Consider the following 25,373-nt stretch of genomic DNA (forward strand, 5'->3'; position numbering starts at 1 on the left):
GCAGGCGCATGATGGCCCCCGGTTCCCCGTGGAGATCGACATGAAGACCCCGCTTGTGATCGCAGGGCTCTGCCTTGCCCTGGCCGCGTGCGCGACCACCGGCCGCCTGAGCAGTGCCGAGCGGCTGGACCTGTACCGCGCGCACGCCGGCGCACCGCAGAATGACATGCAGTTCTTCGGCAGCCTCAACGGCTGGACCGAACTGGGCGACAGTGCACTGGCGGTATGGACCCGGCCCAGCGAGGCCTACCTGCTGGAATTGAACGGCCCCTGCCAGGATCTGTCGTTTGCGACCGCCATCGGCCTGACCAGCCGCATGAACCGCGTGTCGGCCCGCTTCGACAAGGTGCTGGTCCGTGACCCGACCGGAGGCCCACGCCTGCCTTGCTTCATCAGCAGCATCCGCAAGCTTGACGTGAAGGCGCTGCGTGCGTCGGAACAGGAGCTGCGGCAGGCGCAGGTGCAGGAGCGCGAGGAGCCGGCGAACTAGGCCGGCGCCATCTCCGGATCAGGCTTCCGGGACGAAGCCGGCGGGCTTCTCCGCGTCCTTCTCGAACAGGAACTTGACCAGTTCCCCTTCCAGGAACGCGCGGTGCTTCGGATCGCGGGGTGACAGGCGGTTCTCGTTGATCAGCATGGTCTGGTGCGCCAGCCATGCCGCCCAGGCCTGCTTGCCGATGTGGTTGAAGATGCGCTGGCCCAGTTCACCCGGATAGGGCACGAAGTCCAGGCCTTCGGCGTCGCGTTGTTCGTACTGGCAGAAGACGGTTCGGGGCATGGCACTCACTCGTGGTTGCGGGATTTCTTGGATGTGCGTCGTGGCGGCTTGATCGCGGTGCCATCGAGCAGCTTGCGGATGGGAGCCGGCAAGCCCAGCGCCGGCAGTTCGTCGGCGGTGACCCAGCGCAGCGAGGATTCTTCCACGCGCAGGCCGCGTACCTGTCGCGACAGGATCTGCAGGTGCAGCCTGTAGTGGCTGAAGGTGTGCTGCAGCACCGGCAGCTCGTCGGCATCTTCCAGCGAGCCATCCACGTGTGCATCGAACCAGTCCTGCAGCGCTTCACCGGCGTCGGCCTGCGGCAGGGTCCACAGTTGCGCCCAGATGCCGGTCGCCGGTCGCTTCTGCAGCAGCACGCGCTGCTGGGCATCGCGCAGCAGCAGGGCCACGGCCTCGCGTTCGGGCAGGGTCTTGCCGGGCTTCGGCGTGGGCAGCTCGGCGGTCCGGCCTTCGCGGCGCGCCACGCAGTCCTGCTGCTGCGGGCAGATCACGCAGGCGGGCCTGGCGCGGCTGCACACGGTGGCACCGAGGTCCATCTGCGCCTGCGTGTAGTCGGCCATCCGGCCGTCCGGCACCTGGGCCGCATGCGCTTCGGAGATGGCCCACAACTGCTTTTCGATGGCCGGCAGGCCGGGGAAGCCTTCGATGCCGTGATACCGGCTGAGCACGCGCTTGACGTTGCCGTCGAGGATCGGGAACCGGTCGTTCCAGGCCTGGCTGAGGATCGCGCCTGCGGTGCTGCGGCCGATGCCGGGCAGCGCATGCAGCGCGTCGAAATCACGCGGCAGTTGGCCGTCATGCAGTTCCACGCAGCGCTGGGCCGCCGCATGCAGGTTGCGCGCACGGGCGTAGTAGCCCAGCCCGGCCCACTGCGCCATCACTGCATCGTTGCTGGCCGCGGCCAGCGCGGGCAGGGTCGGGAAATGCTGCAGGAACCGCTGGAAGTAGGGGACGACCGTGGCCACCTGGGTCTGCTGCAGCATGATCTCCGACAACCAGACCCGATAGGGGCTGCGCGGATGCTGCCAGGGCAGGTCGTGGCGGCCGTGGTCGTCGAACCAGTGCAGCAGGCGGGCGACGAACGGGTCGCCCGCAGGCACGACGGTGGCCTCAGGCACTGCCAAGCGCTTCGGGCAGCAGCGCGTCGACGAAGGCTTCCGGATCGAATTCACGCAGATCTTCAGGGCGTTCACCGATGCCGGCGAAACGGATCGGAATGCCGAACTCGCGGGCCAGTGCGAACACCACGCCGCCCTTTGCGGTGCCGTCCAGCTTGGTCACCACCAGGCCGGTCACGTTCACCGCGGCGTTGAACTGGCGCAGCTGCGACAGCGCGTTCTGGCCGGTGGTGCCGTCGATCACCATCAGCACCTCGTGCGGCGCAGCGGGATCGATCTTGCCGAGCACACGACGGATCTTGCCCAGCTCGTTCATCAGGCCGGACTGGGTATGCAGGCGGCCGGCGGTATCGGCAATCAGCACCGACGTGCCGCGCGCCTTGCCGGCCTGCAGCGCGTCGTAGGCCACCGAGGCGGCGTCGGCGTTCTGGCCCTGGGCCACTACGGCCACGCCGTTGCGCTCGCCCCAGGCCTGCAGCTGGGCCACGGCAGCGGCACGGAAGGTATCGCCGGCGGCCAGCATCAGGCTGTGCCCGTCGTCCTTGAAGCGCTTGGCCAGCTTGCCGATGGTGGTGGTCTTGCCGACACCGTTGACGCCAACGGTCAGCACCACGAAGGGCCTGGCGTTGCGATCGATCACCAGTGGCCTGGCGACCGGCTGCAGGATCGCGATCAGGTCGGCACGCAGTGCGCCCAGCAGTGCGTTGGCATCGGCGAACTCACGTGCCTTCATGCGTCTGCGCAGGCCTTCGACCAGCTCGGTGGTCGCACCGACGCCGACATCGGCGGTGATCAGCGCGGTTTCCAGTTCGTCCAGCAGGTCATCGTCGAGCTTGGGATTGCGCGAGAACAGGCCGCCAAAGCTGCGCGCGATGACGCTGTTGCGCAGGCGTTCGCGCCAGCCGGACTTGCCGGCGGGGGCCGGGGCGGCATCCACCAGCACCGGCAGGTCGGCGGCCGGTGCGGAGGGCTGCTGTGCGGGGATCACCGGAGCCAGCGGGGCGAGCACGGCTGCGGCGGCACGTGCCTCGGCCTCGAAGTCTTCCGGTGCCAGGACGCGTTCGGTCGCTGCCGGCGCCGGCGGGGACGCCGGGGCAGCGGCGGGCGGCGCCGGGACGGGCACCGCCTCAGCCGGAGCCACGGCTGGCGGGGCGTCGGCTACAACCGTGGTGTCCTCGACGGGCGCGGCCGACGGGAATGCCGCCGCCAGCTCTTCAGCCGAGTAGTGCTGGGTCTTGGGCGCGTCCGGTGTGGCGGCGTCCTGGGGCTTCTTGCGGCGGAAAAAACTGAGCATTGGCAAAAGGCGCTGAAATCAGAGGGATATGCTACCACCCGGGCCCGTCTGCCCGATGTGGACTCAAGGTCGCGGCCGGGCAGCCGCTAATGGCTTCGGAGGGCTGCACCGAGTGGCCTGGAGACCGCCATGGACAACGTGATGGCAACGGCCTGGAGCGGCATGCGGGCAGCAGGGCAAGGCGTGCAGGTGGCCGCGCACAACGTGGCCAACCTGGCGACAGCCGATGCACCGCGCCTGCAGTTGCAGCGCGCGGCGGTGGAGCAGGGTGGGGTGCAGACCCGGGTGACCGCTGCCGGCGCCGATCCCGCCGCGCCGCTGGCTGATCTGCTGGCGGCAAACGCGGAGGTGGTGGCCTTCGCCGCCAACGCTTCGCTGGTCCGCCGCCAGGACCAGATGCTGGGGTCGCTGCTGGATCGCCGGGCCTGAGCAGCCCGGCCTGGCAGATGACAGCCAGCGCCTGGCAGCGCCGGGCCATGCCCGGCGACCACCCAGCGTGTCAGGCCGACAGTTCCAGCAGCAGCTTGTTCAGGCGCGCAACGTAGGCGCCCGGGTCCTTCAGGCTGTCGCCGGCCGCGAGCGCGGCCTGGTCGAACAGCACGCGGCCGAGATCATCGAAACGATCACCATCGGCCTCGCCATCGAGCTTGGTGATCAACGGGTGCCCTGGATTGATCTCCAGCACCGGCTTGCTGTCAGGCACCTTCTGGCCGCTGGCTTCCAGGATCTGGCGCATCTGCAGCCCCAGATCCTGTTCGCCGATGGCCAGCACCGCTGGCGAATCGGTCAGCCGGTGCGACACGCGGACTTCGGCCACGTCGTCGCCAAGCACCGCCTTCAGCCGCTCGATCAGGGCCTGCTTGTCCTTGGCCGCCGCTTCCTGTTCCTGCTTGTCCGACTCGGTCTCCAGCGCGCCGAGGTCGAGGTCGCCACGGGCGATGTCGACAAAGCCCTTGCCGTCGAAGTCGGTCAGGTAACCCATCAGCCATTCGTCGATGCGGTCGGTCAGCAGCAGCACTTCCACGCCCTTCTTGCGGAACACTTCCAGGTGCGGGCTGTTGCGGACCTGGCTGTAGCTCTCGCCGGTCAGGTAGTAGATCTTGTCCTGGCCTTCGGCCATGCGACCGATGTAGTCGGCCAGCGAGACGGTCTGGGCATCGCCCTCGCCACGGGTGGAGGCGAAGCGCAGCAGGCCGGCCACCTTCTCGCGGTTGTTGTAGTCCTCGGCCGGTCCTTCCTTCAGCACCTGGCCGAATTCCTTCCAGAACGTGGCGTACTGCTCGGGCTTGTCGGTTGCCAGCTTCTCCAGCATGTCCAGCGAGCGCTTGGTCAGCGCGGCCTTCATCGAATCGATGACCGGGCCGGACTGCAGGATCTCGCGCGAGACGTTCAGCGACAGGTCGTTGGAATCGACCACGCCCTTGATGAAGCGCAGGTACAGCGGCAGGAACTGCTCGGCCTGGTCCATCACGAACACGCGCTGGACATACAGCTTCAGGCCCTTGGGCGCATCGCGGTGATACAGATCGAACGGTGCACGGCCCGGCACGTACAGCAGCGAGGTGTACTCCAGCTTGCCTTCGACCTTGTTGTGGCTCCACGCCAGCGGATCGCTGTGGTCGTGTGCCACGTGCTTGTAGAACTCGCTGTACTCGGCGTCGCTGATCTCGGTGCGCGGACGGGTCCACAGCGCGCTGGCACGGTTGACGGTTTCCCATTCGACCGCCGCGCCCTCTTCACCCCCTTCCTTCGGCATCTGGATCGGCAGGCCGATGTGGTCGGAGTACTTCTTGAGGATGCTGCGCAGGCGCCAGCCATCGGCAAAGTCGTGTTCGCCGTCCTTCAGGTGCAGCACGATGCGGGTGCCGCGCTCGGGCTTGTCGAGGGTCGCGACATCGAAGTCGCCTTCGCCGCGCGAGGTCCAGCGCACGCCTTCGCTGCTGGCCAGGCCGGCCCGCCGCGAGGTGACTTCGACTTTGTCGGCGACGATGAACGCGCTGTAGAAGCCGACACCGAACTGGCCGATCAGCTGCGAGTCCTTCTTCTGGTCGCCGGACAGCTGGCGCAGGAAGTCGCCGGTGCCGGACTTGGCAATGGTGCCGAGGTGGGCGATGGCCTCGGCGCGGCTCATGCCGATGCCGTTGTCCTCGATGGTGATGGTGTGGGCGGCCGGGTCGAAACTGACGCGCACGCGCAGGTCGCTGTCGTCTTCCAGCAGGGACGGCTGGGTCAGCGCCTCGAAGCGCAGCTTGTCGGCCGCGTCGGCGGCATTGGACACCAGCTCGCGCAGGAAGATCTCCTTGTTGGAGTACAGCGAGTGGATCATCAACTGCAGCAGCTGCTTGACTTCGGTCTGGAAGCCAAGGGTTTCGGTCTGGGTCGTCTCGGTCATCGATAGGGCTCCGTGTGCAATGCCGCGCCAGCGCGTGCGGCCTCGCCAAGGGGTAGGGGTGATTGTCCCGAAATCAAGGGGGTTGGTCGGGCAGGGCGGCGCCCTGCACCCGCAGAGGCCAGAGCCAAAGCAAGAGCGGGCACTCCGTGGGATGGCGGGGCACTGTGGGTTCGCGGGGGCGCCGTGAATCCGTCCATGGAGGCTTGGTCGCCGCATCCATGCGGCTCACACCCCGCGAACCCACAGTGCCCCGCCTTCGACAGTTGGCCGGTGGCCAGTAGATCCACGCCGTGCGTGGATGAAATCTCTCAGATCTCGAGATCCAAGCCAGGGTCAGATCCGTTTTCCACAGGAAAACGGATCTGACCCCAAGAGCCGTTCCGACAGATCGCAGGAAACGGTCGAAGGCGGGGTGGATCAGGTTGTGGGGGTGTCCGCGGCATGGATGCCGCGGCCAAGCCCCCAGGGATGGGTTCACGGCGTCCCCCACAACCTGACCCACCCCGCCAACCCCCAGGAAACCAGCCTTTGCCGTTGCTCCAGCCGTTGCTCCAGCCGTTGCTCTGGCTTCTGCGGGTGCCGGGCGCCGCCCGGCCGAACTACAATCCCGCTCATGCTGAAATTCTCGAACACCCTTCGCCGGTGGCCCCGATGAGCGGCCGTGGAGGCAATGACGGCCAGGTCCGCATCATCGGCGGGCGCTGGCGCAATACCCGCCTGCCGGTGCCGACCCTGCCGGGCCTGCGGCCCAGCAGTGACCGTGTGCGCGAGACCCTGTTCAACTGGCTGATGCCCCGACTGGCCGGGGCCCGCGTGCTGGACCTGTTTGCCGGCAGCGGCGCGCTGGGCCTGGAAGCCGTCTCGCGCGGTGCCGCTCACGCCACCCTGGTCGAGCGCGATGCCCAGCTCGGCCGCAATCTGTCGGCCGCCGTCGCCAAGCTGCAGGCCAGCGCGCAGATCACCGTGGTCCAGGCCGATGCCCTGCGCTGGTTGCAGGGCGCTCCCGCGCAGCAGGCGGATCTGGTGTTCATCGACCCGCCGTTCGCCGATGGCCTCTGGCAGGACGTGCTGGCCCAGCTGCCGCGGCATCTGGCAGCCGACGCCTGGCTCTACCTGGAGTCGCCGGCCGGTCACGTCCCGGTGCTGCCGCCGGACTGGCTGCTGCACCGCGAGGGCGGCACCCGTGAGGTGCGCTTTGCCCTGTACCGCCGCGCCGCTGCTACACTTTGACTTCATCTGAACATCTGCAACCGCCCATGACCGTGGCCAACCGCCGCATTGCCGTCTACCCCGGCACGTTCGATCCGATCACCAACGGTCATATCGACCTGGTGAACCGGGCCGCACCGCTGTTTGAAAAGGTCGTGGTCGGCGTGGCGCAGAGCCCGTCCAAGGGGCCGACCCTGCCGCTGGAACTGCGCGTGCAGCTGGCCCGGGATGCCCTGGGCCACCATGGCAACGTCGAGGTCTGCGGGTTCGATACCCTGCTGGCCCATTTCGTACGCTCCGTCCAGGGCGGGGTCCTGCTGCGCGGCCTGCGCGCGGTGTCGGACTTTGAATACGAGTTCCAGATGGCGAGCATGAACCGCCACCTGATCCCGGAAGTCGAGACCCTGTTCCTGACGCCGGCCGAGCAGCACAGCTTCATTTCGTCTTCGCTGGTCCGCGAGATCGCGCGCCTGGGCGGCGACGTGTCCGGCTTCGTGCCGGCCGCGGTGCTTGAAGCCCTGCGCAGGGTCCGCGAGGCGAAATCGACCCAGTCATAAGCCCCGCCGTACCCGCACCCCTTACGTACAACACCACGCACCATTCCGGGAGGAAACCATGAACACCACCATGCGCGCGATGCTGATCGCCTCGTTGGCCCTGGCCTTCACCGCCTGCAAGAAGGAAGAGGCCGCTCCGGTCGACGAAGCCAAGCAGGCGCTGGTCGCCCCGTCCAAGGACGACGACGCAGGCTGGAAGAAGTACCTGCAGGAAGTCGCCATCCAGAACATGGGCAATATCTCCAACAGCCCGTTCCTGTACTACCTCTCGCCGGAATCGGACCCGGACTTCCAGGCCAAGTACGAGCGCCAGACCGAGAGCGCGACCCAGGCCGTGGCCCGTGGCGTGCAGCCGGGCAACATGCTGGCCTTCGGTTCGTCGGCCTCGGGCAAGATGGCGGACATGATCCAGGCCGTGTTCAAGGACGTGTCGCCGGATTCGATGAAGGGCGTGCGCGTCGTCTTCATCGGCCAGTCGGCCGACAACGCCCGCGTGCAGGCGGCCGTGCAGCCGACCGGTGCCGAGTACATTTTCGTCGAAGCCAAGTAAGACCGAGCCGTGGCGGCCACGTTGCAACGTGGCCCGGGTGGCGCCTGTAGCGGGCGCCACCGATGACCTGACCGGCCCGCGCGCCCGCGCTGGCCGGTCCTTTGTCCCAAGGCGCGGGCGAGGAGTATCGCCATGTCGCTGAAAATCAATGAGCTCTGCGTCAACTGCGACGTCTGCGAGCCGGCCTGCCCGAACCAGGCCATTGCGATGGGTGAAACCATCTACGTGATCGACCCCGCCCGTTGTACCGAGTGCGTGGGCCATTTCGACGAGCCACAGTGCGTGGTCGTCTGCCCGGTCGAATGCATCGATCCGGACCCGGAGATCGTGGAAACGGAAGACCAGCTGCTGGCCAAACTGCGCCGGCTGCAGCACGATCATCCCGAACTCTACGCGGAGCCCCCATCCGAATGAAGACGCTGCTCGTCCGTCCCGTGTTGCTGCTCGGCCTGTTGCTGAGCCCGCTTGCCTGGGCCGATGCGCCGGCCCGTGCCGAACGTCCCGATGGCGCTGCCATTGCCAGCGGCCACGCGCTGGCCACCCAGGCCGGCGTGGACATCCTTGCGCAGGGAGGCAACGCGTTCGACGCCGCGGTGGCGGTGTCCTCGACGCTGGCGGTGGTCGAGCCGATCAGTTCCGGCCTGGGCGGTGGCGGCTTCTTCCTGCTGCATGACGCGGCCACCGGCAAGGACGTGATGCTGGATGCGCGCGAGACCGCGCCGGCTGCTGCCACGCCGCAGGCCTTCCTCGACGGGAAGGGCAACCTGGACCGCGACCGTTCGGTCAACGGCGCCTGGTCGGCGGGTATCCCTGGCCTGCCTGCGGCGCTGGTGGAGCTTTCGGCCCGGCACGGCAGGCTGCCCCTGGCGGTTTCGCTGCAACCGGCCATCCGCATCGCCCGCGACGGCTTCCCGGTGTACGAGCGGATGGCCAAGGGCTATGCCTCGCGCCGCGAGGTGATGGAGCGTTACCCCGGGACCCGCGAGGTGTACCTGCGCAACGGCAGGCCGATCGCCACCGGTGATGTGTTCCGGCAGCCGGAACTGGCGCAGACGCTGGAGCGGCTGGCGGCGGGTGGCTTCGATGGCTTCTACAAGGGCCAGACCGGCAAGCTGCTGCTGGCCGGGGTGAAGCAGGCCGGTGGCCGCTGGACCGCCGAGGAGCTGGCCGGCTACCGGGTGAAGCAGCGCGAGCCGATCGTCTTCGACTACAACGGCTGGAAGGTCACCACGGCGCCGCCGCCGTCGTCCGGTGGCATCGCCCTGGCCAGCATGCTGCAGATCCTCGAAGGCTGGGACATCAAGCAGATGGATCCGGCGCACCGCGCCCATCTGGTAGTCGAATCGATGCGGCGCGCCTACCGCGACCGCACGTTCTTCCTGGGCGATCCGGACTTCGTGCAGATCCCGCAGAAAGTGCTGACCAGCAAGGATTACGCGCAGGGCCTGCGTGCCACCATCCATCCGGAGAAGGCCACGCCCAGCGACCTGCTGTCGGGCAATCCGACGCCGCTGGAGGACGACGAGACCACCCATTTCTCGATCATCGACCGTGATGGCAACCGCGTCGGCGCCACCCAGACCGTCAACCTGCTGTATGGCTCGGGCCTGATACCCAAGGGCACCGGTGTGTTGCTGAACAACGAGATGGACGATTTCGCGCTGAAGCCGGGCACGCCCAATGCGTTCGGCGTGATGGGCTACGAGGCCAACGCACCGAAGCCGGGCAAGCGCATGCTCAGCTCGATGACGCCGACCTTCATGGAGAACGCCGACAAGGTCGTGGTGCTGGGCACCCCCGGCGGCAGCCGCATCATCACCATGGTGCTGCTGGGCATCCTCGGTTACGACGCCGGCCTGGACGCGCAGCAGGTCGCCGCGCTGCCACGCTACCACCACCAGTGGCTGCCGGACCTGATCGAGGCCGAAGACAACGCGTTCGACGCGGCCACCGTGAAGCAGCTGCAGGCGATGGGCCACAAGATCGATCTGCCGGGGAATGTCGCCGCCGGTGGCCGCGGCTCCAGCCACGTCTGGGGCAATCTGCAGACGGTGGAATGGGATCGCAGGAGCAACCGGTTGTTCGGCGGCAGCGATCCGCGCAACCCGGTCGGCAGCGCCCAGGTGGTGCCCGGCAGGTAACGGCCGGGCTCGCCGGGTCCCATCCGGCCGACGGTGAGCCGCAGCGCCCTGCCCGCAACGGCAGGGCGCTGCAGTTTCGTTCTAGCGATTATTTAACGGCCTGCCGACGATAATCGGCGCATGAAACTCTGGTCGATTCGTGGTAACTCGCAGCGCCTCGACGGCGGTGCGATGTTCGGCAACGCACCCCGTGCGTTGTGGGAAAAATGGGCGGCACCGGATGAGCTGAACCGTATCGAGCTGGCATGCCGCGCGCTGTTGGCCAGCCCGCTGGAAGGCAAGACGGTCCTGTTTGAAACCGGCATCGGCGCGTTCTTCGATCCGCGCATGCGCGAGCGCTATGGCGTGCAGGAAAGCCAGCACGTGCTGATCGATTCGCTGCGTGAGGCGGGCTTCGAACACGAGGACATCGACGTGGTGGTCCTCAGCCACCTGCACTTCGACCACGCCGGCGGCCTGCTGGCAGCATGGAGCGAGGGGCGCGAGCCCGAACTGCTGTTTCCCAATGCCACCTATGTGGTCGGTGCACAGCACTGGCAGCGCGCACTTCAGCCGCACCCGCGCGACCGCGCCAGTTTCATCCCGGAGCTGCCCGGGCTGCTGCAGGCCAGTGGGCGCCTGGAAGTGGTCGACGGCGAGTTCTCCCGGGCGCTGGGGCGCAGCGTGCGTTTCAGCTACAGCGATGGTCATACGCCGGGGCTGATGCTGGCCGAGATCGTCGGCCATGGGCATGCAGGCGAGGTCGCGCGCGGCGGCGTGGTGTTCTGCGCTGACCTGATTCCGGGGCGCTCGTGGGTGCATGTGCCGATCACCATGGGATATGACCGCAATGCGGAACTGCTGATCGACGAGAAGCGGCAGTTCCTGGAGGACAAGCTGGCGCGCAACGTGCATCTGTTCTTCACCCACGACCCGCAGGTCGCACTGGCCCAGCTGGGTCGCGACGACAAGGGGCGTTTCGTGACCCTGCACGAGCAGGGTGAACTGAAGGCGCGCGCGCTGGGGTAAGTGCCGGGGTCGGAGCCCTTTCTGCGAAAGGGATCTGACCCCGTCGCACCGGTCAGCCGACGCGGGTGCCGAAGATGCGGTCGCCCGCGTCGCCGAGGCCCGGCAGGATGTAGCCCTTTTCGTTGAGCTGGGCGTCGATTGCCGCCGTGTAGATCTCCACATCCGGATGCGCCGCCTTGACCGCGTCGATGCCCTCCGGAGCGGCGACCAGGAAAATGCCCTTGATGCGTCGCGCACCGGCCCGCTTGAGCATGTCGATGGTGGCGATCAGAGTGCCGCCTGTAGCCAGCATCGGGTCCAGGATCAGCGCATCGCGCTCTTCCAGGCGTCCGGTGAGGCGCTCGAAATAGGGCACCGGCTGCAGGGTTTCCTCATCGCGCTGCAGGCCGACCACGCTCACGCGGGCGGCAGGGATCAGCGACAGTACGCCGCTGAGCATGCCCAGGCCGGCGCGCAGGATCGGCACCACGGTGATCTTGGCGCCAGCGATGCGCTGCACGGTCACCGGACCGGCCCAGCCGGGCAGGGTGTGCGGCTCGGTGTCCAGGTCAGCGGTGGCCTCATAGGCCAGCAGCGTGCCCAGCTCGTTGGCCAGTTCGCGGAAATCCTTGGTGCTGAGCGCAGCGTTGCGCATCAGGCCGATCTTGTGTTGCACCAGCGGGTGGCGCACTTCGACGATCTTCATGGTCGGGAAGGGGGGAAGGGAGAGGCGATCATTCTGCCGGATCGGGGTGCGGAACCCCAAACGGAGCGCAGCCAGCGGGCGCGGATCGAGGGCGTCTGTCATGGCCATGCAACCTTGCGGACATACCGTCCAGACCCATTCTTAACAGGAATGGGGATTCCCAGTGCATATCAAGACTCCGTTGGCCGTTGCCATCACGCTGACCCTGGCGATGGGGGCCAGCGCTCCGCTGCAGGCCGCCGCGCAGCAGACGGTCGCCGCCACGGGGGCAGCGGCGGTCGATGCGATCGACCTGGACCGCGTCGAGGTGCGTGCGCAGCTCGAATCGCAGATCCGCGCGGTCGATCTGAAGCGCAGCAGCGACGCGATCGAAGATGCCGTGTCTTCCGACGCCCTTGGCCAGTATCCAGACAAGAACGTGGCCGAATCGCTGCAGCGCCTGCCCGGCATCAGCGTCACCCGCGACCAGGGCGAAGGCCGTTTCGTGGTCATCCGGGGCCTGGACGCCAACCTCAACAGCGTCAGCGTCGATGGAATCGCCGTGGGTACGCCGGAGGACTCCAGCCGCGCTGCACCGCTGGATGTCATTCCCTCCGACTCCACCGAACGCCTGCGCGTGGTCAAGTCGCCGACGCCGGACATGCCCGGCGATGCGATCGGCGGTGCGGTCCTGGTCGAATCGGCCTCGGCGTTCGATCGCGACGGGCGCAGCCTGCGTGCCAAGATCGAAGGCAGCCACCAGCAGCTCTCGGGCGAAACCAGCCCGAAGGCCGCCTTCAACTACAGCGAAGTGTTCGCCGATACGTTCGGCATCGCGCTGGGCGTGAACTACCAGAAGCGCAGGTTTGAATCGGACAACACCGAAGTGGAGTACGACGGCGAGGATGATGCTGCACCGGGGGATGTCACCGCGATCAACCTGCAGCACCGCAAGTACGAGATCGAGCGCAAGCGCATCGGCGCCAACCTCAACCTGGACTGGCGCCCGAATGAAGACAGCAAGTACTACCTGCGCACGTTGTACAGCCAGTTCGACGATGCCGAGACCCGCCAGCGGGTGATCTTCAATTTCGACGATGCCGACATGGTGCGCACCGGCACCGACCAGTACCGGCTGGATGACATGCCGGGCGATGCGATCGACAAGCGCATGCGTTACCGCACCAAGAAGGAGAACACCTTCGCAGCCAGCCTCGGTGGCGAGAACCGGCTGACCAGCGCGGTGGTCGATTACCGTATCGGCTACACCCGCACCGAGGAGCGGGTGAACGACGAGATGGAGGCGCGCTTCACGCTGGACGGTGATGACTTCAACGGCACCCTGGACCAGCGCAGCCGGCTGCCGACCTACAGTTTCGACAACCCGCAGTGGCTGGACAACGGCAACTACGCCTTCGACCGCTTCGTGCTTTCGCCCAAGCAGGTCAACGACAAGGAGCACAGCGCGCAGGTCAACGTACGCTTCGACGGCGACAGCAGCAGCCTGAAGTTCGGCCTGCTGGGCCGCTGGCGCGACCGCGATGTCAATACCGACGAGCGTGAGCTGCGGGTGGGCCCGAAGGTGGCACTGTCGAGCTGGACCACGTCGGCCCCCGAGCATCGCCATGGCAACCTGGGCGATGGCATGGATTCGGCGGCGATGCGGGCGTACTGGGCGGCCAATGGCAGCCAGTACAGCGCCCGGCCGCAGGATGCCGGCGCCAATGCCCTGGCATCGCTGGAAGAGGACTATGTGGCCAGCGAAGACATCTTCGCCAGCTATGCGATGGGGACCTGGGATATCGGCGCGCTGCGCATCATCGGCGGCGCACGCGTGGAGAACACCCGTTTCAGGGCGGTGGGCAACCAGGTCGAGGTGGCGGCCAACGGGCGCAGCTTCACCGTCACCCCGCGCGTGGCCAACAACAGCTACACCAATGTGCTGCCGGGCCTGCATCTGCGCTACGACGCAGCCGATGACTGGGTGCTGCGCGCTTCGGCCAACAAGACCGTCTCGCGCCCGTCCTTCGGCGACGTTTCGCCCCGTGTGGGCTACAGCCGCGGCGACGAGGAAGTGCGGCTGGGCAATCCCGAGCTGGATCCGTACGAGTCGAAGAACATCGACCTGTCGGTGGAAAAGTACATCGGCAGCACCGGCATCGTTTCGCTTGGCCTGTTCCACAAGTCCATCGACGGCTATATCGTGGAAACCGTGCGTACCAATGATCCGGACTACGACGGCTTCGACGTGACCCAGCCGATCAATGGCCGCAAGGCCACGGTACGCGGCGCCGAGTTCAACTGGCAGCAGCAGCTGGCCTTCCTGCCGGCAGGCTTCGACGGTCTTCTGGTCGGGGCCAGCGGCACCTGGCTGGATACCGAATTCGATGCCGGCATCGCGGACCGTGCCGGCGAGGACTTCACGCTGCCGCGTGCCTCCAAGCATGTGTACAGCGCGCATGTCGGCTACGAGAAATATGGCCTGAGCACCCGCCTGGCTGCGGTATACCGCAGCGAATATCTGGACAGCATCGGCAAGGGCCGTGCATTCGACATCTACGTGGCACCCAACACGCAGCTCGACTTCTCGCTGGATTATCGGTTCAGCCCGCGCGTCAGCCTGTACTTCGAGGCGCAGAACCTGCTGGACAAGCCGTTGGAGCTGTACCAGGGCACGCGCTCGCGCACGCTGCAGATGGAAGAATATGGCCGCACCTACGCGCTGGGCCTGAAGGTGACGCTGTGATGGGGCGGCACGTTCCGATGCTCGTGGCAGCGATTGCAACCGCATTGGTGGCGGGCTGCACGCCAGCGGCCGACCGCGCGCCGGCGGCACATGCGGCGTCGCCGACGCCTCCGGCGCGCACGGTGGCCACCGTTGCCGAGGCGTTCGTCTCGCCACTCACGCCCGCCGACAACATCGATTCGCCCGCAACCTGGCGGACGCCGGACGGGCAGATCTGGCTGATCGCCACCGCCAAGGCCACCGACAAACTGGTGGTGTACGACGGCAGCACCGGCCGTCACCTGCGCGACGTCGGTGCCACCGGTACCGGCCTGGGACAGTTTGATCGCCCCAATGGCATCGCCGTGACCGACGACCTGCTGTGGATCGTGGAACGCGACAATCACCGGGTCCAGGTCCTGTCCCTGCCGGACTTCACACCGCTGGCGACGTTCGCTGCCGAAGATCTGCGCAAACCCTACGGGCTGTGGGTCGATCGCAGGGCGGACGGCTACAGCGTCTACGTCACGGACTCTTGGGACAACGGCGAGGACGCACAGGGCCGCGACATCCTGCCGCCGCTGGCGGAACTGGACAAGCGCGTGCGCCAGTACCACGTTTCCCGCGACGGGGCGAAGATCGACGCGAAGCGCATCGCCGACATCGGCGACACCAGTGAGGCCGGTGCGCTGCGCGTGGTCGAATCGATCTGGGGCGATCCGGACAACGACCGTCTGCTGATTGCCGAAGAGGATGAGAGCTACGCCAGCGAGTTCAAGGTCTATACGCTGGCAGGCCGCTTCACCGGCACCACCTTCGGCCGTGACGTGTTCAAGGCGCAGGCCGAAGGGGTGACCCTGCGGACCTGCGGCAAGGACGGCTGGTGGATCACCACCGAGCAGGGCAAGCAGCGCAGCGTGTTCCATCTGTTCGATCGGCACACGCTGAAGCCGGTCGGTGCCTTCCAGGGCAATACCGTGGCCAACACCGATGGCATCTGGTTGATGCAGCAGCCCAGCACGCGGTTCCCGCACGGTGCGCTGTATGCGGTGCATGACGATCAGGGCGTGGTCGCCTTTGACTGGGAAAGCATTGCCAGGCAGCTGGCGCTGCCGCTGGAGTGTGGCGCATGAGGCGGCACAGCACGCGCGCGTTCGTCGCCAGCCTGCTGCTGGCCCTGCCTCTGCTGGTCACCGCGGCGGTCGAACCCAACACGCAGGTGCCTGCGGGTAGCCGCCACTATGCGGCATCGCCACTGCCGGATCGCATCGTTGCCTCGCCCTCGGCCGACCCCAGCCACGGATTCGCCGTGGCCTGGCGCACGGATGGCAGCGTACAGGCGCCACTGCTGGAGATCGCGCGTGCCGGCGATTCGCCGGCCATCGAAGGCATTCGCGCGCTGCGCGCGACCACGCAGGCGCTGCAGACCGAGAACGGCCTGTCGCACCATCACCGCGTTGACATCGATGGCCTGCAGCCGGATACCGCATATATCTACCGTGTGCAGGGCAGGGCGGGCTGGAGTGCATGGAACCAGCTGCGTACGCTGGCGGCCGCCGGGCAGCCGCTGACGCTGCTGTACTTCGGCGATACCCAGAACAAGAATCTCAGTCACGTCAGCCGAGTGATCCGGGCCGCGCAGAAGGCGGCACCGGACGCTCGCCTGAGCCTGTTCGCGGGTGACCTGGTCAGCGGCGGCGACGGTGTGGACGACAGTGAATGGGGCGAATGGTTCGCTGCCACCGCCTGGCTGGCGCAGGAAACACTGGTGGCGCCTGCCATCGGCAATCACGAGTATTTCGAGGAGTTCGAGGACACTCCGCAGGAACGCCGTGTGCTGGGCCGGCACTGGCCGGTGACCTTCGCACTGCCGGGCAATGGCGCCCCTGCCGCGCAGCAGACCAGCTACTGGTTCGATGCGCAGGGCGTGCGCGTGGCCGTGCTTGATGGAACCTCGGCACTCGATCTCGGCACCGCCCAGGCCCAGGCACACTGGCTGGACAAGGTGCTGTCCGGCAATCCGCAGCCGTGGACCATCGTAATGCTGCACCAGCCCTTCTACTCGCCGCGCGAAGGCCGCGAGAACGCCGCATTGCGTGACGTGCTGCTGCCGGTGGCGCGTCGTCACCAGGTGGATCTGGTGCTGCAGGGGCACGACCACACTTATGGCCGCCGTGGCGAAGGACAGGCCGCCACACCGCAGTACGTGGTGACCGTGGCGGGACCGAAGCAGTACCGTCTTTCCGATGAAGCCCGAAGGACGATGGCCCCTGTGGCCGAGGACACCCAGCTGTTCCAGGTGCTGCGCATCGATCCGCAGCACCTGCGCTATGAGGCGCGCACGGTGACCGGGCAGCTGTACGATGCTTTCGAGCTGCACCGTGACGCCAGCGGGGGCAAGCAGCGCACGGAGCTGACCGAAGGCCGCATCACGCCACGCGACTGCCCGCGCGCGCAGACTGCCAAGGGTCGCGCCGACCGTTGCTGGGAATAAGGAGACGCCGATGACCATGCCCCGACGCATCGTTCCTCTTGCTGCTATCGGTGCCGCCCTGCTGTTGCTGGCCGGTGCGGTGGCCGCCGCTGATGCGGTGCTGCATCCGTTCCTGGCGGCCCAGCCGCAGCAGGCACCGCAGGAGGTGAACCTGGCCGTGGAAATTCCCGCTGGCAGCTTCACCAAGTATGAGATCAAGGACGACGGGCTGGTCCACGTCGACCGCTTCCAGTCGATGCCGGTGGCCTATCCGGCCAACTATGGTTCGATGCCGCGCACGCTGGCGGGCGACAACGATCCGCTGGACGCGCTGGTGCTGACCCGTGAGCCCCTGCATCCTGGCGTGATCATCCGCTTCCGCCCGATCGGCTATCTGAAGATGATCGATGGCGGAGAACATGACGAGAAGGTCATCGGCGTGCCGACCGACAAGGTTGATCCGAGCTATGCAGGCGTCCGCGATCTGGCCGATCTGCCGGAGATCGAGCGGCAGCGCATCGAGGCGTTCTTCCGCGTGTACAAGGATCTGCCAGCCGGACGCAACCCGGTGCAGCTGCAGGGCTGGGGCAACGCGGCCGAGGCACGTACGCTGATCCGCGAAGCCATGCAGCGTTTCGACGCCGGGAAGTAGTCCGGCTGCGGACGGCGTTGCACCCCTGCGCGGTCTTCACCTGTGCTGGCTATCATGGCCGCCTTCCACAGCAAAGGCGGTGCACGTGTCGGTAGCGTTGGTCTGGTTCCGTCGCGACCTGCGGCTGCAGGACAATCCGGCCCTGCAGGCCGCACTGGATGCGGGGCACGATGTGGTCCCGGTGTACATCCACGCGCCGCACGAAGAAGGCGAGTGGGCGCCGGGAGCGGCATCCAACGCCTGGCGTCATCGCTCGCTTGCCGCGCTGGATGCGGATCTGCGTGGCCGCGGTTCTTCCCTGGTGCTGCAGATCGGCGACAGCCTGCCGGTGCTGCAGGCACTGATCGCACGGACCGGTGCCACGGCGGTGTACTGGAACCGCAAGTACGAGCCCGCCACCCAGCCACGTGATGCCTCCATCAAGCGCACGCTACGCGAGCAGGGCATCGATGCGCAGAGCTGCAACGGCAGTCTGCTGTTCGAGCCGTGGGATATCGCCACCCAGCAGGGGCAGCCGTACAAGGTGTTCACCCCCTACTGGCGCAACGTGCTCAGTCACTGGCGCCTGCCCGGGCTGCAGGCGGCGCCCGCGGCACTGGCAACGCATGCCGTCGAAGGCGAGTCGCTGCAGGCGCTCGGGCTGGCACCGGCGCTCGGCTGGGACGAGGGCTTCTGGGAGCACTGGCAGCCGGGAGAGGCCGGCGCGCTGGAGGCGCTTTCGGTGTTCGAGGACGGCGCGCTGCGAGGCTATCGCGCGCAGCGCGACCTGCCGGACCGGGTCGGCACCTCGCGGCTGTCACCGCACCTGCACTTCGGCGAGATCGCGCCCTGGCGCATCGCCCATGCGCTGGAAGGGCTGCGCAGCGCCGGTACCGACGCCGACATCGACGGCTACCTGCGGCAACTGGGCTGGCGTGACTTCGCCTACCACCTGCTGCATCACTTTCCGGAAACCCCCACCGGCAACCTCAACCCGCGCTTCGACCGCTTTCCGTGGGCCACGCCCAGCGCCGGCCAGCTGCATGACTGGCAGCGCGGCAACACCGGCGTACCGATCGTGGATGCCGGCCTGCGCGAGCTGTGGCATACCGGCTACATGCACAACCGGGTGCGGATGATCGTCGCCAGCTACCTGTGCAAGCACCTGCGCGCGCACTGGCTGCATGGCGCACGCTGGTTCTGGGACACACTGGTCGATGCCGACCTGGCCAACAACACGATGGGCTGGCAGTGGGTGGCCGGTACCGGTGCGGATGCAGCGCCTTACTTCCGCGTGTTCAATCCGGTCACCCAGGCCGAAAAGTTCGATCCTCAGGCGCGCTACATCACCCGCTGGGTACCGGAACTGGCGGCGCTGCCGGTGAAGGCGCGCTTCGCGCCGTGGCAGCATCCGCAGTGGCTGGCCGAGCACGCGCCGGAGTATCCGCGCAGCCCTCTGGTGGATCTGGCCGCCGGCCGGGATGCAGCGCTCGCCGCCTACCGCCAATCGGGAGCGGGGTAAAGCGCCGTCGCGGGGTTCCAGACAGCTAGCTGAACAAGGCCCTGTCGAGCGGCGTGTTCATCATCCCGGCATCGCGTCCTGCTGTTTATTCTCTGGGCGGCCCGCAAGCCGCCGGCCCGACCGGAAACCAAGGAGACCATCATGATCCGCAACACCACCCGCAATGTCGCACTGGCCCTGATGAGCGCGGCCGTCCTGTCGGCCTGCGCCACCGGCGGTTCCTACGTGCAGAGCGATCAGTACGGCAACCCGACCGAGCAGCAGAACCGGACCGGTCGCAACGCGCTGATCGGTACCGCCATTGGCGTGGCCGCCGGCCTGCTCAGCGGCGACAGTGCGACCGAGCGCCGCCAGCACGCGCTGATCGGTGCAGGCATCGGCGCGCTCAGTGGCGCGGCCGTGGGCCAGTACCAGGATCGCCAGGAACGCGCGCTGCGCGAGCGCACTGCCAACACCGGCATCGATGTGCAGCGCCAGGGCGACAACATCATGCTGAACCTGCCCGACGGCATCACCTTCGATTTCGGCAAGTCGGCACTGAAGCCGCAGTTCTACGGCGCGCTCAACGGCGTGGCCGGTACCCTGCGTGATTACAACCAGACCATGATCGAAGTGGTCGGCCATACCGACAGCATCGGCAGCGATGCGGTCAACAACCGCCTGTCCAAGGAGCGCGCCGATTCGGTCGCCCAGTACCTGATCGGGCAGGGCGTGCAGAGCGTGCGTATCGAAACGCTGGGCGCCGGCAAGGCGTACCCGATTGCCGACAACAGCACCGATGCCGGCCGTGCCAAGAACCGCCGTGTTGAAATCCGCGTGATTCCGCTGCAGCAGTAACGCGCGGCGCGTGCGTGCAGGTCCGGCGCAGCCGGAACGGGAATGCCGCCCTTGCAGGCGGCATTTTCGTTGGCGGCGATGCGCGGCGCCTAGCGCAGGAACGGCGGCCGGGTCATGCTGCGGCCGTCGGCCGCACCACGATCTCGTTCACGTCCACGTCGTCGGGCTGCTCGATGGCGAACCGCACCGCGCGCCCGATCGCATCCGGCTGCAGGGCGATGGCGCGATAGCCGACCATCATTTCGGCGGCGACCGGGTCGGTGATGCTGTCCGCAAGCTCGCTTTCCACCACGCCGGGGTGGATGCAGGTGACCCGCAGCTCGCGGTGTTCCTGGCGCAGGCCCTCCGAGATGGCGCGTACCGCGTGCTTGGTGGCGCAGTAGACCGCAGCGGTCGGTACGACCGACAGCGCGCCGATGGACGCGATGTTGATGATCTGTCCGCGGCCGCGTGCGCGCATATGGGGCAACACGGCTGCGATCCCGTGCAGTACACCGCGGATGTTGACGTCGATCATCCGGTCCCATTCGTCCACCTTCAGCGATGCCATCGGCGACAGGGGCATCACACCGGCATTGTTGACGATCACATCGAGGGCGCCGAATTCCTCCAGGGCTGACGCGGCGAACGCCTCGACCTGCGCGCGCTGCGTCACGTCCAGCGCATGCACGCGTACGTCGGCGCCGTGCTGGCGCAGTTCATCCGCCAGTGCCTGCAACCGTTCGAGGCGGCGCGCGCCCAGCACCAGGCGCGCGCCGGGCTGCGCCAGCGAGCGGGCGATGCCGGCGCCGATGCCGCTGGAGGCACCGGTGATCAGGATGGTTCGGGAATGGCTCATGGCAGGTCTCCGGAAGGGCTAGGGGGAAATGCCGGGTCGTGCCCGGTGCAGTCACGGTAGACGGCCTGCCTCGTCGCGATAAGATGGCGACTGCTGACTACCTTGTACAGATCCGCTAACCAATGTCCGTCGATCTCAATGCCCTCGCGGTGTTCCAGCGGGTAGCCGACTGCAGCAGCTTCACCGCGGCGGCCCAGCAACTGGGCGTGACCCGGTCGGCCGTCAGCCAGACCATCGCCCGGCTGGAACAGTCGCTCGGTGTCGCTCTGGTGCTGCGCACCACCCGCAGCGTCAACCTCACCGATGCCGGCCAGGCGCTGCTTGCGGCGGTCAGACCCGCCCTGGCTGAGCTGGGCAGCGCCGTGGAGTCCACGCTACGTCGCGGCAGCACCCTCAAGGGCCAGCTGCGCTTGGCCGTGTCCTCCATTGCCGAGCATTTCCTGGCCGGTCCCCTGCTGGCCAGCTTCGCCGCCCGGCACCCGGAGCTGCAGCTGGACATCACGGTGACCGATGAGGAGTTCGACATTGTCGAGGCGGGTTTCGACGCGGGCGTGCGTCTGGGCGAGGTGATCGCCCAGGACATGGTGGCGATTCCGGTGTCCGGCCGGCAGCGGCAGGTGGTGGTGTGCACTCCGCGGTATGGGCAGCAGCACGGCATGCCCAGGCACCCGCGCGAGCTGCCCGGGCACCGTTGCATCGGCTGGCGCGCCGCACCACGCAAGGCGCCCTATCGCTGGGAATTCGAAGAGCGCGGACGCGAGTTCAGCGTCGATGTGCAGCCGGAGATCACCAGCAATGACATGGCCACGATGACCCGCCTGGCATTGGCGGGCGCCGGGCTGGCCTTCGGCATGGAGGACACATGGCGCCCGTGGCTGCAGCGTGGGGAACTGGTCAGCGTGCTGGAGCCGTACTGTCCGTGGTTCGCAGGGTTCTTCCTGTATTACCCCAGCCGGCGCCAGGCCGAGCCGAAGCTGCGTGCACTGATCGAGCATCTGCTGGAACAGCGCGCCGCATGACGCCGGGCAGGCCCCGCTTCACGCCGCCGGCGCGGCCACCTTCTCCAGGATCCGCTTGCCGCTGATCTCAAGCGCGGCATCTTCCTGCTCCTGCTGCTGCCGCGCCAGCTTCGCGCCAGGGCACTGCGCCAGCATGTAATTGGCGTCGAAGTTGAGCTTCTCCACCAGGAAGTCGACGAATGCGCGCACCTTCGGCGAGACCAGGCGGCCGCCGGCAAAGACCGCGTTGAAATCCACCTCCGGACCTGTCCACCCGGCAAGCACGCGACGGACCATGCCTGACTCGACGAACGGCTTGGCCATCACATCGCCGGTCAGCAGCAGGCCTTCACCGCACACCAGCGCGCCGTTGAGCGCGGACATGTCGTTGGCCGTCATCAGCGGCGTCACCGGGAAGTCACGCAGTTCCCCTCCGTTCTCGCCCAGCTGCCAGGTAAAGCGCGGTGAATTGCCAGTGTGGTAGGGCTTGCGCATGGCCAGGATGCGATGGAACTGAAGCTCTTCCGGGTGCAGCGGCTCGCCGTAGCGCTCGATGTAGGCCGGGCTGGCGAACACCTGCGTGCGCAGGCTGCCGAGCTTGCGTGCGACCAGGTTGGAATCGGGCAGGGCGCCGACGCGCAGGGCCAGATCGGCTTCACCGGCGATCAGGTCGAGCTTCTCGTTGCCCATGTGCATGTCCAGGCGGATTTCCGGGTACTGCGCATGGAACTGGCCCAGCAACGGCGCGATCCAGGTGATACCGATGGAGTAGGGCACAGTGAAACGCAGCCAGCCGCGTGGGCCGGACTGCAACTGGCTCACCGCGCTCTCGGCTTCTTCCAGCTCGCGCGCGATGCGCTGGCAGTGCTCGTGGTAGATCGAGCCCGCCTCGGTCAGGCCAAGACGGCGCGTGGTCCGGTGCAGCAGGCGCGCGCCCAGCCGCGTCTCCAGCTCCTGCACCTTGCGGCTGACAGTGGTCTTGGGCAGGCCGAGCGCTTTGGCAGCTGCGATGAAGCTGCCCTGCTCGACCACTTTGACGAAGATCAGCGTTTCATTGAGATCGTGGGACATGGTCGGGAGTCCTGGACGTCGGGGGTGGGACAATCGTGACAGATCGATTGGACCGGGAACGGGATGATTATTCCCCTTAATCAGGACTAATCAAGTAAAGGTTTGAGGTCTATCGTGGCGCCATTCGTGAAATGGAGCCCCCCCGCCATGAGCCTGCGCAACATTCTTGCCCGTTTCCGGCATGCCGGCCAGAACGCCCTGGATCTGGCGATGACCGTTGAGATCCGCCCGAGTTCCTTGGTGCACAAGGATTTCCGTGAGTTTACCGCGCCCATGCGGCAGCAGCGTGGCGGTGCCATCCGCTTGGCGCCGCAGAAGAGCGATCGACTGCGCCGAATCGGGACTATCCCGGATTTGGGAGGAAATGTCCCGTGAATGGGATTCTGATGCCCGAAGTCCTGGTCCTCGGCGGAACCGGTGCGGTCGGCCAGGGCGTGGTCGGTGCGCTGCTGGAAGCCGGCAGCCCGGTGCTGGTGGTCGGCCGCGATCCAGGACGGCTGGCGTCGCTGGAAGCGCAGTTCGCCGATGAACCCGGCCTGCAGACCATGCTGGGTTCACTGGCAGACGACGGTTCGGCGCAGGTCCTGGCCGAGCGCGTCGCGCAGCGCCCGCGGCCGTTGGCGGCGGTGATCGCGGCCATGGGCGGTCCTTACAACCGTGGCCGGGTGATGGACCGCAAGGGCGACGAACTGCTCGGCGCACTGCAGGCCGACCTGATGCCCCATGTGCATGCGGTACGCCACCTGCTGCCGCTGCTGCGTGACAACGTGCATGCGCGGCGCTACGTGATGATCGGCAGCCCTGCCGGTCTCAAGCCCTGGGCCGGCTACGGCGAGACCTCGATCACCACCGCCGCCCTGCGCATGTACGCGCAGGTGGTGCACCAGGAAGCACAGGCGGTCGGTGTCCGTGCGCAGATGCTGGAGGTGTGCAGCCCGGTGTGTACACCGGCCAACGCCGCCAACGCCTGCATCGAGTGGCCGAGCTCGCTGCTGGTCGGCCGGCGCGTGGTGTCGCTGCTTGATGGCTGCCGCGACAACCGCGCCATCGTTCGCTGCGACAGCAGCGATGCGGAACTGCCGCGGGGCCTGCTGCGACTGGAAGTTCCACCACCGTGGCGCGACACCGTGGGTGTCGCTTGACCTTGACCTTGGTTGAGGTTGCAGCATACGCCGCACTTTTTGATAGCCATTTTCATTAGCTGTACCACCCCTCCGTACGGATGCATGCCATGACTTCCCCCAAAACCACCCCACATCGTTTCGGCCATCGCATTGCGATGGTCGGCGTGTCGATCCTCGCCGCGGCGGTGCTCGCTGCCTGCAGTGGCGGCCATGCCGAAGAAGCCGGTGCACCGCCCCCGCCGCAGGTCAGCGCAGCCCCGGTGCTGGTCAAGCAGATCAGCCAATGGGACGAGTTCAGCGGCCGCATCGAGGCGGTGCAGAGCGTTGAACTGCGTCCGCGCGTGTCCGGCTACATCGACAAGGTCAACTACGTCGAAGGCCAGGAAGTGAAGAAGGGCGATGTGCTCTTCACCATCGACGCGCGCAGCTACCAGGCCGAGTACGATCGCGCCGCCGCTGAACTGGCCCGCGCCCGCACCCAGGCAACCCTGGCCCGCAGTGAATCGGAGCGGGCCAAGCGCCTGGCCGAGCAGCAGGCGATCTCCACCGAGACCGCCGAGCAGCGTCGCGCTGCGTCAGACCAGTCCGGCGCAGCCGTGCAGGCCGCGCAGGCGGCGCTGGATGCTGCCCGCCTGAACCTGGAGTTCACCAAGGTGCGTGCGCCGATCGACGGCCGTGCCGGCCGCGCGATGGTCACCGCGGGCAACCTGGTCACCGCCGGCGACAGCGCCAGCGTGCTGACCACGCTGGTCTCGCTGGACACCGTGTTCGTCTACTTCGATGCCGACGAAAGCACTTTCCTGCGTTACGCGCAGATGGCACGCAAGGGCGAGCGCCCGAGCGAGCGCGACAGCGACCTGCCGGTGAAGGTTGGCCTGTCGGGTGAAGAAGGCTACCCGCACGCGGGCAAGGTCGACTTCCTCGACAACCAGGTCGCACGCAGCACCGGCACCATCCGCGTGCGTGCGCTGCTGGACAATGCCGACCGGCAGTTCACCCCGGGGCTGTTCGCCCGTGTGCAGCTGCTGGGCAGTGGCCAGTTCCAGGCGATGCTGATCGACGACAAGGCTGTGCTGACCGACCAGGACCGCAAGTACGTGTACGTGGTCGACAAGGATGGCAAGGCCCAGCGCCGCGACATCCGCCTTGGCCGCACGGCGGAAGGCCTGCGCATCGTCGAGCAGGGCCTGTCCGCAGGCGACAAGGTCATCATCGATGGCGTGCAGAAGGTCTTCATGCCGGGCATGCCGGTGCAGGCCAAGGCGGTGGCGATGCAGCCGGCTGCGGCCGCCGCACCAGGCCGTGATGCCACTGCTGCGCTGAACCGCTGATCCGCCGTCTCCTGATCCGAGTTTCCGCTTAGCTGCCGGCTCCAGCGGCGGCCTTCCCTGCCTTCGTCATATCGGCGAGGGGCAGGGTGGCTGTTGCCCGCCGGCGGCATTT

At 67.3% G+C, this 25,373-nt stretch carries 25 protein-coding genes; 18 read left to right on the plus strand and 7 right to left on the minus strand.

The features are described 5' to 3' along the window. The first annotated feature begins 40 nt into the window (after window positions 1-40). Complete coding sequence (locus tag ACZLIF_RS08410; protein ID WP_053517332.1) at window positions 41-490, plus strand: DUF6491 family protein; 450 nt, start codon at window positions 41-43, stop codon at window positions 488-490. 18 nt (window positions 491-508) lie between these two features. On the opposite strand, the gene ACZLIF_RS08415 is transcribed toward ACZLIF_RS08410, so the two are convergent. The 3 genes from ACZLIF_RS08415 to ftsY are packed head-to-tail and all read right to left on the minus strand — an operon-like array spanning window position 509 to window position 3,190. Next, entirely contained in the window at window positions 509-778 is a 270-nt protein-coding gene (locus ACZLIF_RS08415) for an oxidative damage protection protein (protein ID WP_053517303.1), read from the minus strand. 5 nt (window positions 779-783) lie between these two features. Further along, the gene (gene mutY / locus ACZLIF_RS08420) at window positions 784-1,896 is read right to left on the minus strand and encodes an A/G-specific adenine glycosylase (protein ID WP_241685969.1); all 1,113 of its coding nucleotides are present in this window, start codon (window positions 1,894-1,896) and stop codon (window positions 784-786) included. After that, window positions 1,889-3,190, minus strand: coding sequence for a signal recognition particle-docking protein FtsY (gene ftsY, locus ACZLIF_RS08425; protein ID WP_065181286.1), 1,302 nt, complete (start codon window positions 3,188-3,190; stop codon window positions 1,889-1,891). The genes mutY and ftsY overlap by 8 nt, the downstream gene beginning before the upstream one ends. A gap of 129 nt (window positions 3,191-3,319) precedes the next feature. On the opposite strand from ftsY, the gene ACZLIF_RS08430 reads away from it, so the two are divergent. Then, entirely contained in the window at window positions 3,320-3,619 is a 300-nt protein-coding gene (locus ACZLIF_RS08430) for a hypothetical protein (RefSeq protein WP_128989068.1), read from the plus strand. Window positions 3,620-3,689: 70 nt separating this feature from the next. Here ACZLIF_RS08430 and htpG read toward each other — a convergent pair whose 3' ends face one another. Further along, the gene (htpG, locus tag ACZLIF_RS08435; RefSeq protein ID WP_128989070.1) at window positions 3,690-5,582 is read right to left on the minus strand and encodes a molecular chaperone HtpG; all 1,893 of its coding nucleotides are present in this window, start codon (window positions 5,580-5,582) and stop codon (window positions 3,690-3,692) included. Between the two features lie 651 nt (window positions 5,583-6,233). Here htpG and rsmD point away from each other — a divergent pair. The 6 genes from rsmD (at window position 6,234) to ACZLIF_RS08465 (ending at window position 11,047) form a co-directional block, all read left to right on the plus strand. Then, window positions 6,234-6,812 (plus strand): 16S rRNA (guanine(966)-N(2))-methyltransferase RsmD, encoded by a 579-nt coding sequence (gene rsmD, locus ACZLIF_RS08440; RefSeq protein ID WP_065181287.1) that lies wholly within the window; start codon window positions 6,234-6,236, stop codon window positions 6,810-6,812. A 26-nt stretch (window positions 6,813-6,838) separates the two neighbouring features. After that, the gene (coaD, locus tag ACZLIF_RS08445; protein ID WP_053517312.1) at window positions 6,839-7,348 is read left to right on the plus strand and encodes a pantetheine-phosphate adenylyltransferase; all 510 of its coding nucleotides are present in this window, start codon (window positions 6,839-6,841) and stop codon (window positions 7,346-7,348) included. A 58-nt stretch (window positions 7,349-7,406) separates the two neighbouring features. Beyond that, window positions 7,407-7,898: a hypothetical protein gene (locus ACZLIF_RS08450; RefSeq protein WP_053517314.1), complete on the plus strand. Its 492-nt coding sequence runs from the start codon at window positions 7,407-7,409 to the stop codon at window positions 7,896-7,898. Between the two features lie 132 nt (window positions 7,899-8,030). Further along, the gene (locus ACZLIF_RS08455; protein ID WP_053517316.1) at window positions 8,031-8,312 is read left to right on the plus strand and encodes a YfhL family 4Fe-4S dicluster ferredoxin; all 282 of its coding nucleotides are present in this window, start codon (window positions 8,031-8,033) and stop codon (window positions 8,310-8,312) included. Further along, complete coding sequence (ggt, locus tag ACZLIF_RS08460; protein ID WP_128990677.1) at window positions 8,309-10,039, plus strand: gamma-glutamyltransferase; 1,731 nt, start codon at window positions 8,309-8,311, stop codon at window positions 10,037-10,039. Before ACZLIF_RS08455 ends, ggt begins: the two co-directional genes overlap by 4 nt. A 120-nt stretch (window positions 10,040-10,159) precedes the next feature. Next, window positions 10,160-11,047, plus strand: a complete 888-nt coding sequence (locus tag ACZLIF_RS08465) for an MBL fold metallo-hydrolase (protein WP_074901296.1) — start codon at window positions 10,160-10,162, stop codon at window positions 11,045-11,047. Window positions 11,048-11,099: 52 nt separating this feature from the next. Here the strand turns inward: ACZLIF_RS08465 and upp are convergent, their stop codons facing one another. Then, window positions 11,100-11,732, minus strand: coding sequence for a uracil phosphoribosyltransferase (gene upp, locus ACZLIF_RS08470; RefSeq protein WP_053517320.1), 633 nt, complete (start codon window positions 11,730-11,732; stop codon window positions 11,100-11,102). 211 nt (window positions 11,733-11,943) lie between these two features. Here upp and ACZLIF_RS08475 point away from each other — a divergent pair, with 211 nt between their 5' ends. From ACZLIF_RS08475 to ACZLIF_RS08500, 6 genes are all read left to right on the plus strand, one after another. Continuing rightward, window positions 11,944-14,457 carry a TonB-dependent receptor gene (locus ACZLIF_RS08475; protein ID WP_478462624.1) on the plus strand — a complete coding sequence of 838 codons (2,514 nt, stop codon included), beginning with the start codon at window positions 11,944-11,946 and terminating at the stop codon, window positions 14,455-14,457. Beyond that, window positions 14,457-15,569 carry an NHL repeat-containing protein gene (locus ACZLIF_RS08480; RefSeq protein WP_128990673.1) on the plus strand — a complete coding sequence of 371 codons (1,113 nt, stop codon included), beginning with the start codon at window positions 14,457-14,459 and terminating at the stop codon, window positions 15,567-15,569. Before ACZLIF_RS08475 ends, ACZLIF_RS08480 begins: the two co-directional genes overlap by 1 nt. Beyond that, window positions 15,566-16,930, plus strand: coding sequence for a purple acid phosphatase family protein (locus ACZLIF_RS08485; RefSeq protein WP_128990671.1), 1,365 nt, complete (start codon window positions 15,566-15,568; stop codon window positions 16,928-16,930). Before ACZLIF_RS08480 ends, ACZLIF_RS08485 begins: the two co-directional genes overlap by 4 nt. A 10-nt stretch (window positions 16,931-16,940) precedes the next feature. Next, on the plus strand, window positions 16,941-17,561 hold the full coding sequence (locus ACZLIF_RS08490) for an inorganic diphosphatase (RefSeq protein WP_065174967.1): 621 nt from the start codon (window positions 16,941-16,943) through the stop codon (window positions 17,559-17,561). 85 nt (window positions 17,562-17,646) lie between these two features. Beyond that, window positions 17,647-19,062: a cryptochrome/photolyase family protein gene (locus ACZLIF_RS08495; RefSeq protein ID WP_128990669.1), complete on the plus strand. Its 1,416-nt coding sequence runs from the start codon at window positions 17,647-17,649 to the stop codon at window positions 19,060-19,062. A gap of 141 nt (window positions 19,063-19,203) precedes the next feature. Then, window positions 19,204-19,899: a YiaD family glycine zipper/OmpA-like lipoprotein gene (locus tag ACZLIF_RS08500; protein WP_053517326.1), complete on the plus strand. Its 696-nt coding sequence runs from the start codon at window positions 19,204-19,206 to the stop codon at window positions 19,897-19,899. Between the two features lie 112 nt (window positions 19,900-20,011). Here ACZLIF_RS08500 and ACZLIF_RS08505 read toward each other — a convergent pair whose 3' ends face one another. Then, window positions 20,012-20,737, minus strand: coding sequence for an SDR family oxidoreductase (locus ACZLIF_RS08505; protein ID WP_053517327.1), 726 nt, complete (start codon window positions 20,735-20,737; stop codon window positions 20,012-20,014). A gap of 122 nt (window positions 20,738-20,859) precedes the next feature. Here ACZLIF_RS08505 and ACZLIF_RS08510 point away from each other — a divergent pair, with 122 nt between their 5' ends. Continuing rightward, on the plus strand, window positions 20,860-21,756 hold the full coding sequence (locus tag ACZLIF_RS08510) for a LysR family transcriptional regulator (RefSeq protein ID WP_053517329.1): 897 nt from the start codon (window positions 20,860-20,862) through the stop codon (window positions 21,754-21,756). A gap of 18 nt (window positions 21,757-21,774) precedes the next feature. Here the strand turns inward: ACZLIF_RS08510 and ACZLIF_RS08515 are convergent, their stop codons facing one another. Beyond that, complete coding sequence (locus ACZLIF_RS08515; RefSeq protein ID WP_065174970.1) at window positions 21,775-22,806, minus strand: LysR family transcriptional regulator; 1,032 nt, start codon at window positions 22,804-22,806, stop codon at window positions 21,775-21,777. A 147-nt stretch (window positions 22,807-22,953) separates the two neighbouring features. Here ACZLIF_RS08515 and ACZLIF_RS08520 point away from each other — a divergent pair, with 147 nt between their 5' ends. The 3 genes from ACZLIF_RS08520 to ACZLIF_RS08530 all read left to right on the plus strand — a co-directional run bounded on the left by ACZLIF_RS08520 (window position 22,954) and on the right by ACZLIF_RS08530 (window position 25,261). Beyond that, window positions 22,954-23,181: a hypothetical protein gene (locus ACZLIF_RS08520; RefSeq protein WP_053517540.1), complete on the plus strand. Its 228-nt coding sequence runs from the start codon at window positions 22,954-22,956 to the stop codon at window positions 23,179-23,181. Continuing rightward, entirely contained in the window at window positions 23,178-23,948 is a 771-nt protein-coding gene (locus ACZLIF_RS08525) for an SDR family NAD(P)-dependent oxidoreductase (RefSeq protein ID WP_074901312.1), read from the plus strand. Before ACZLIF_RS08520 ends, ACZLIF_RS08525 begins: the two co-directional genes overlap by 4 nt. Window positions 23,949-24,037: 89 nt before the next feature. Further along, entirely contained in the window at window positions 24,038-25,261 is a 1,224-nt protein-coding gene (locus ACZLIF_RS08530) for an efflux RND transporter periplasmic adaptor subunit (RefSeq protein ID WP_164972414.1), read from the plus strand. The last annotated feature ends 112 nt before the right edge of the window (window positions 25,262-25,373 follow it).

The sequence above is a fragment of the Stenotrophomonas sp. 2201_Sma genome (genome assembly GCF_056486685.1).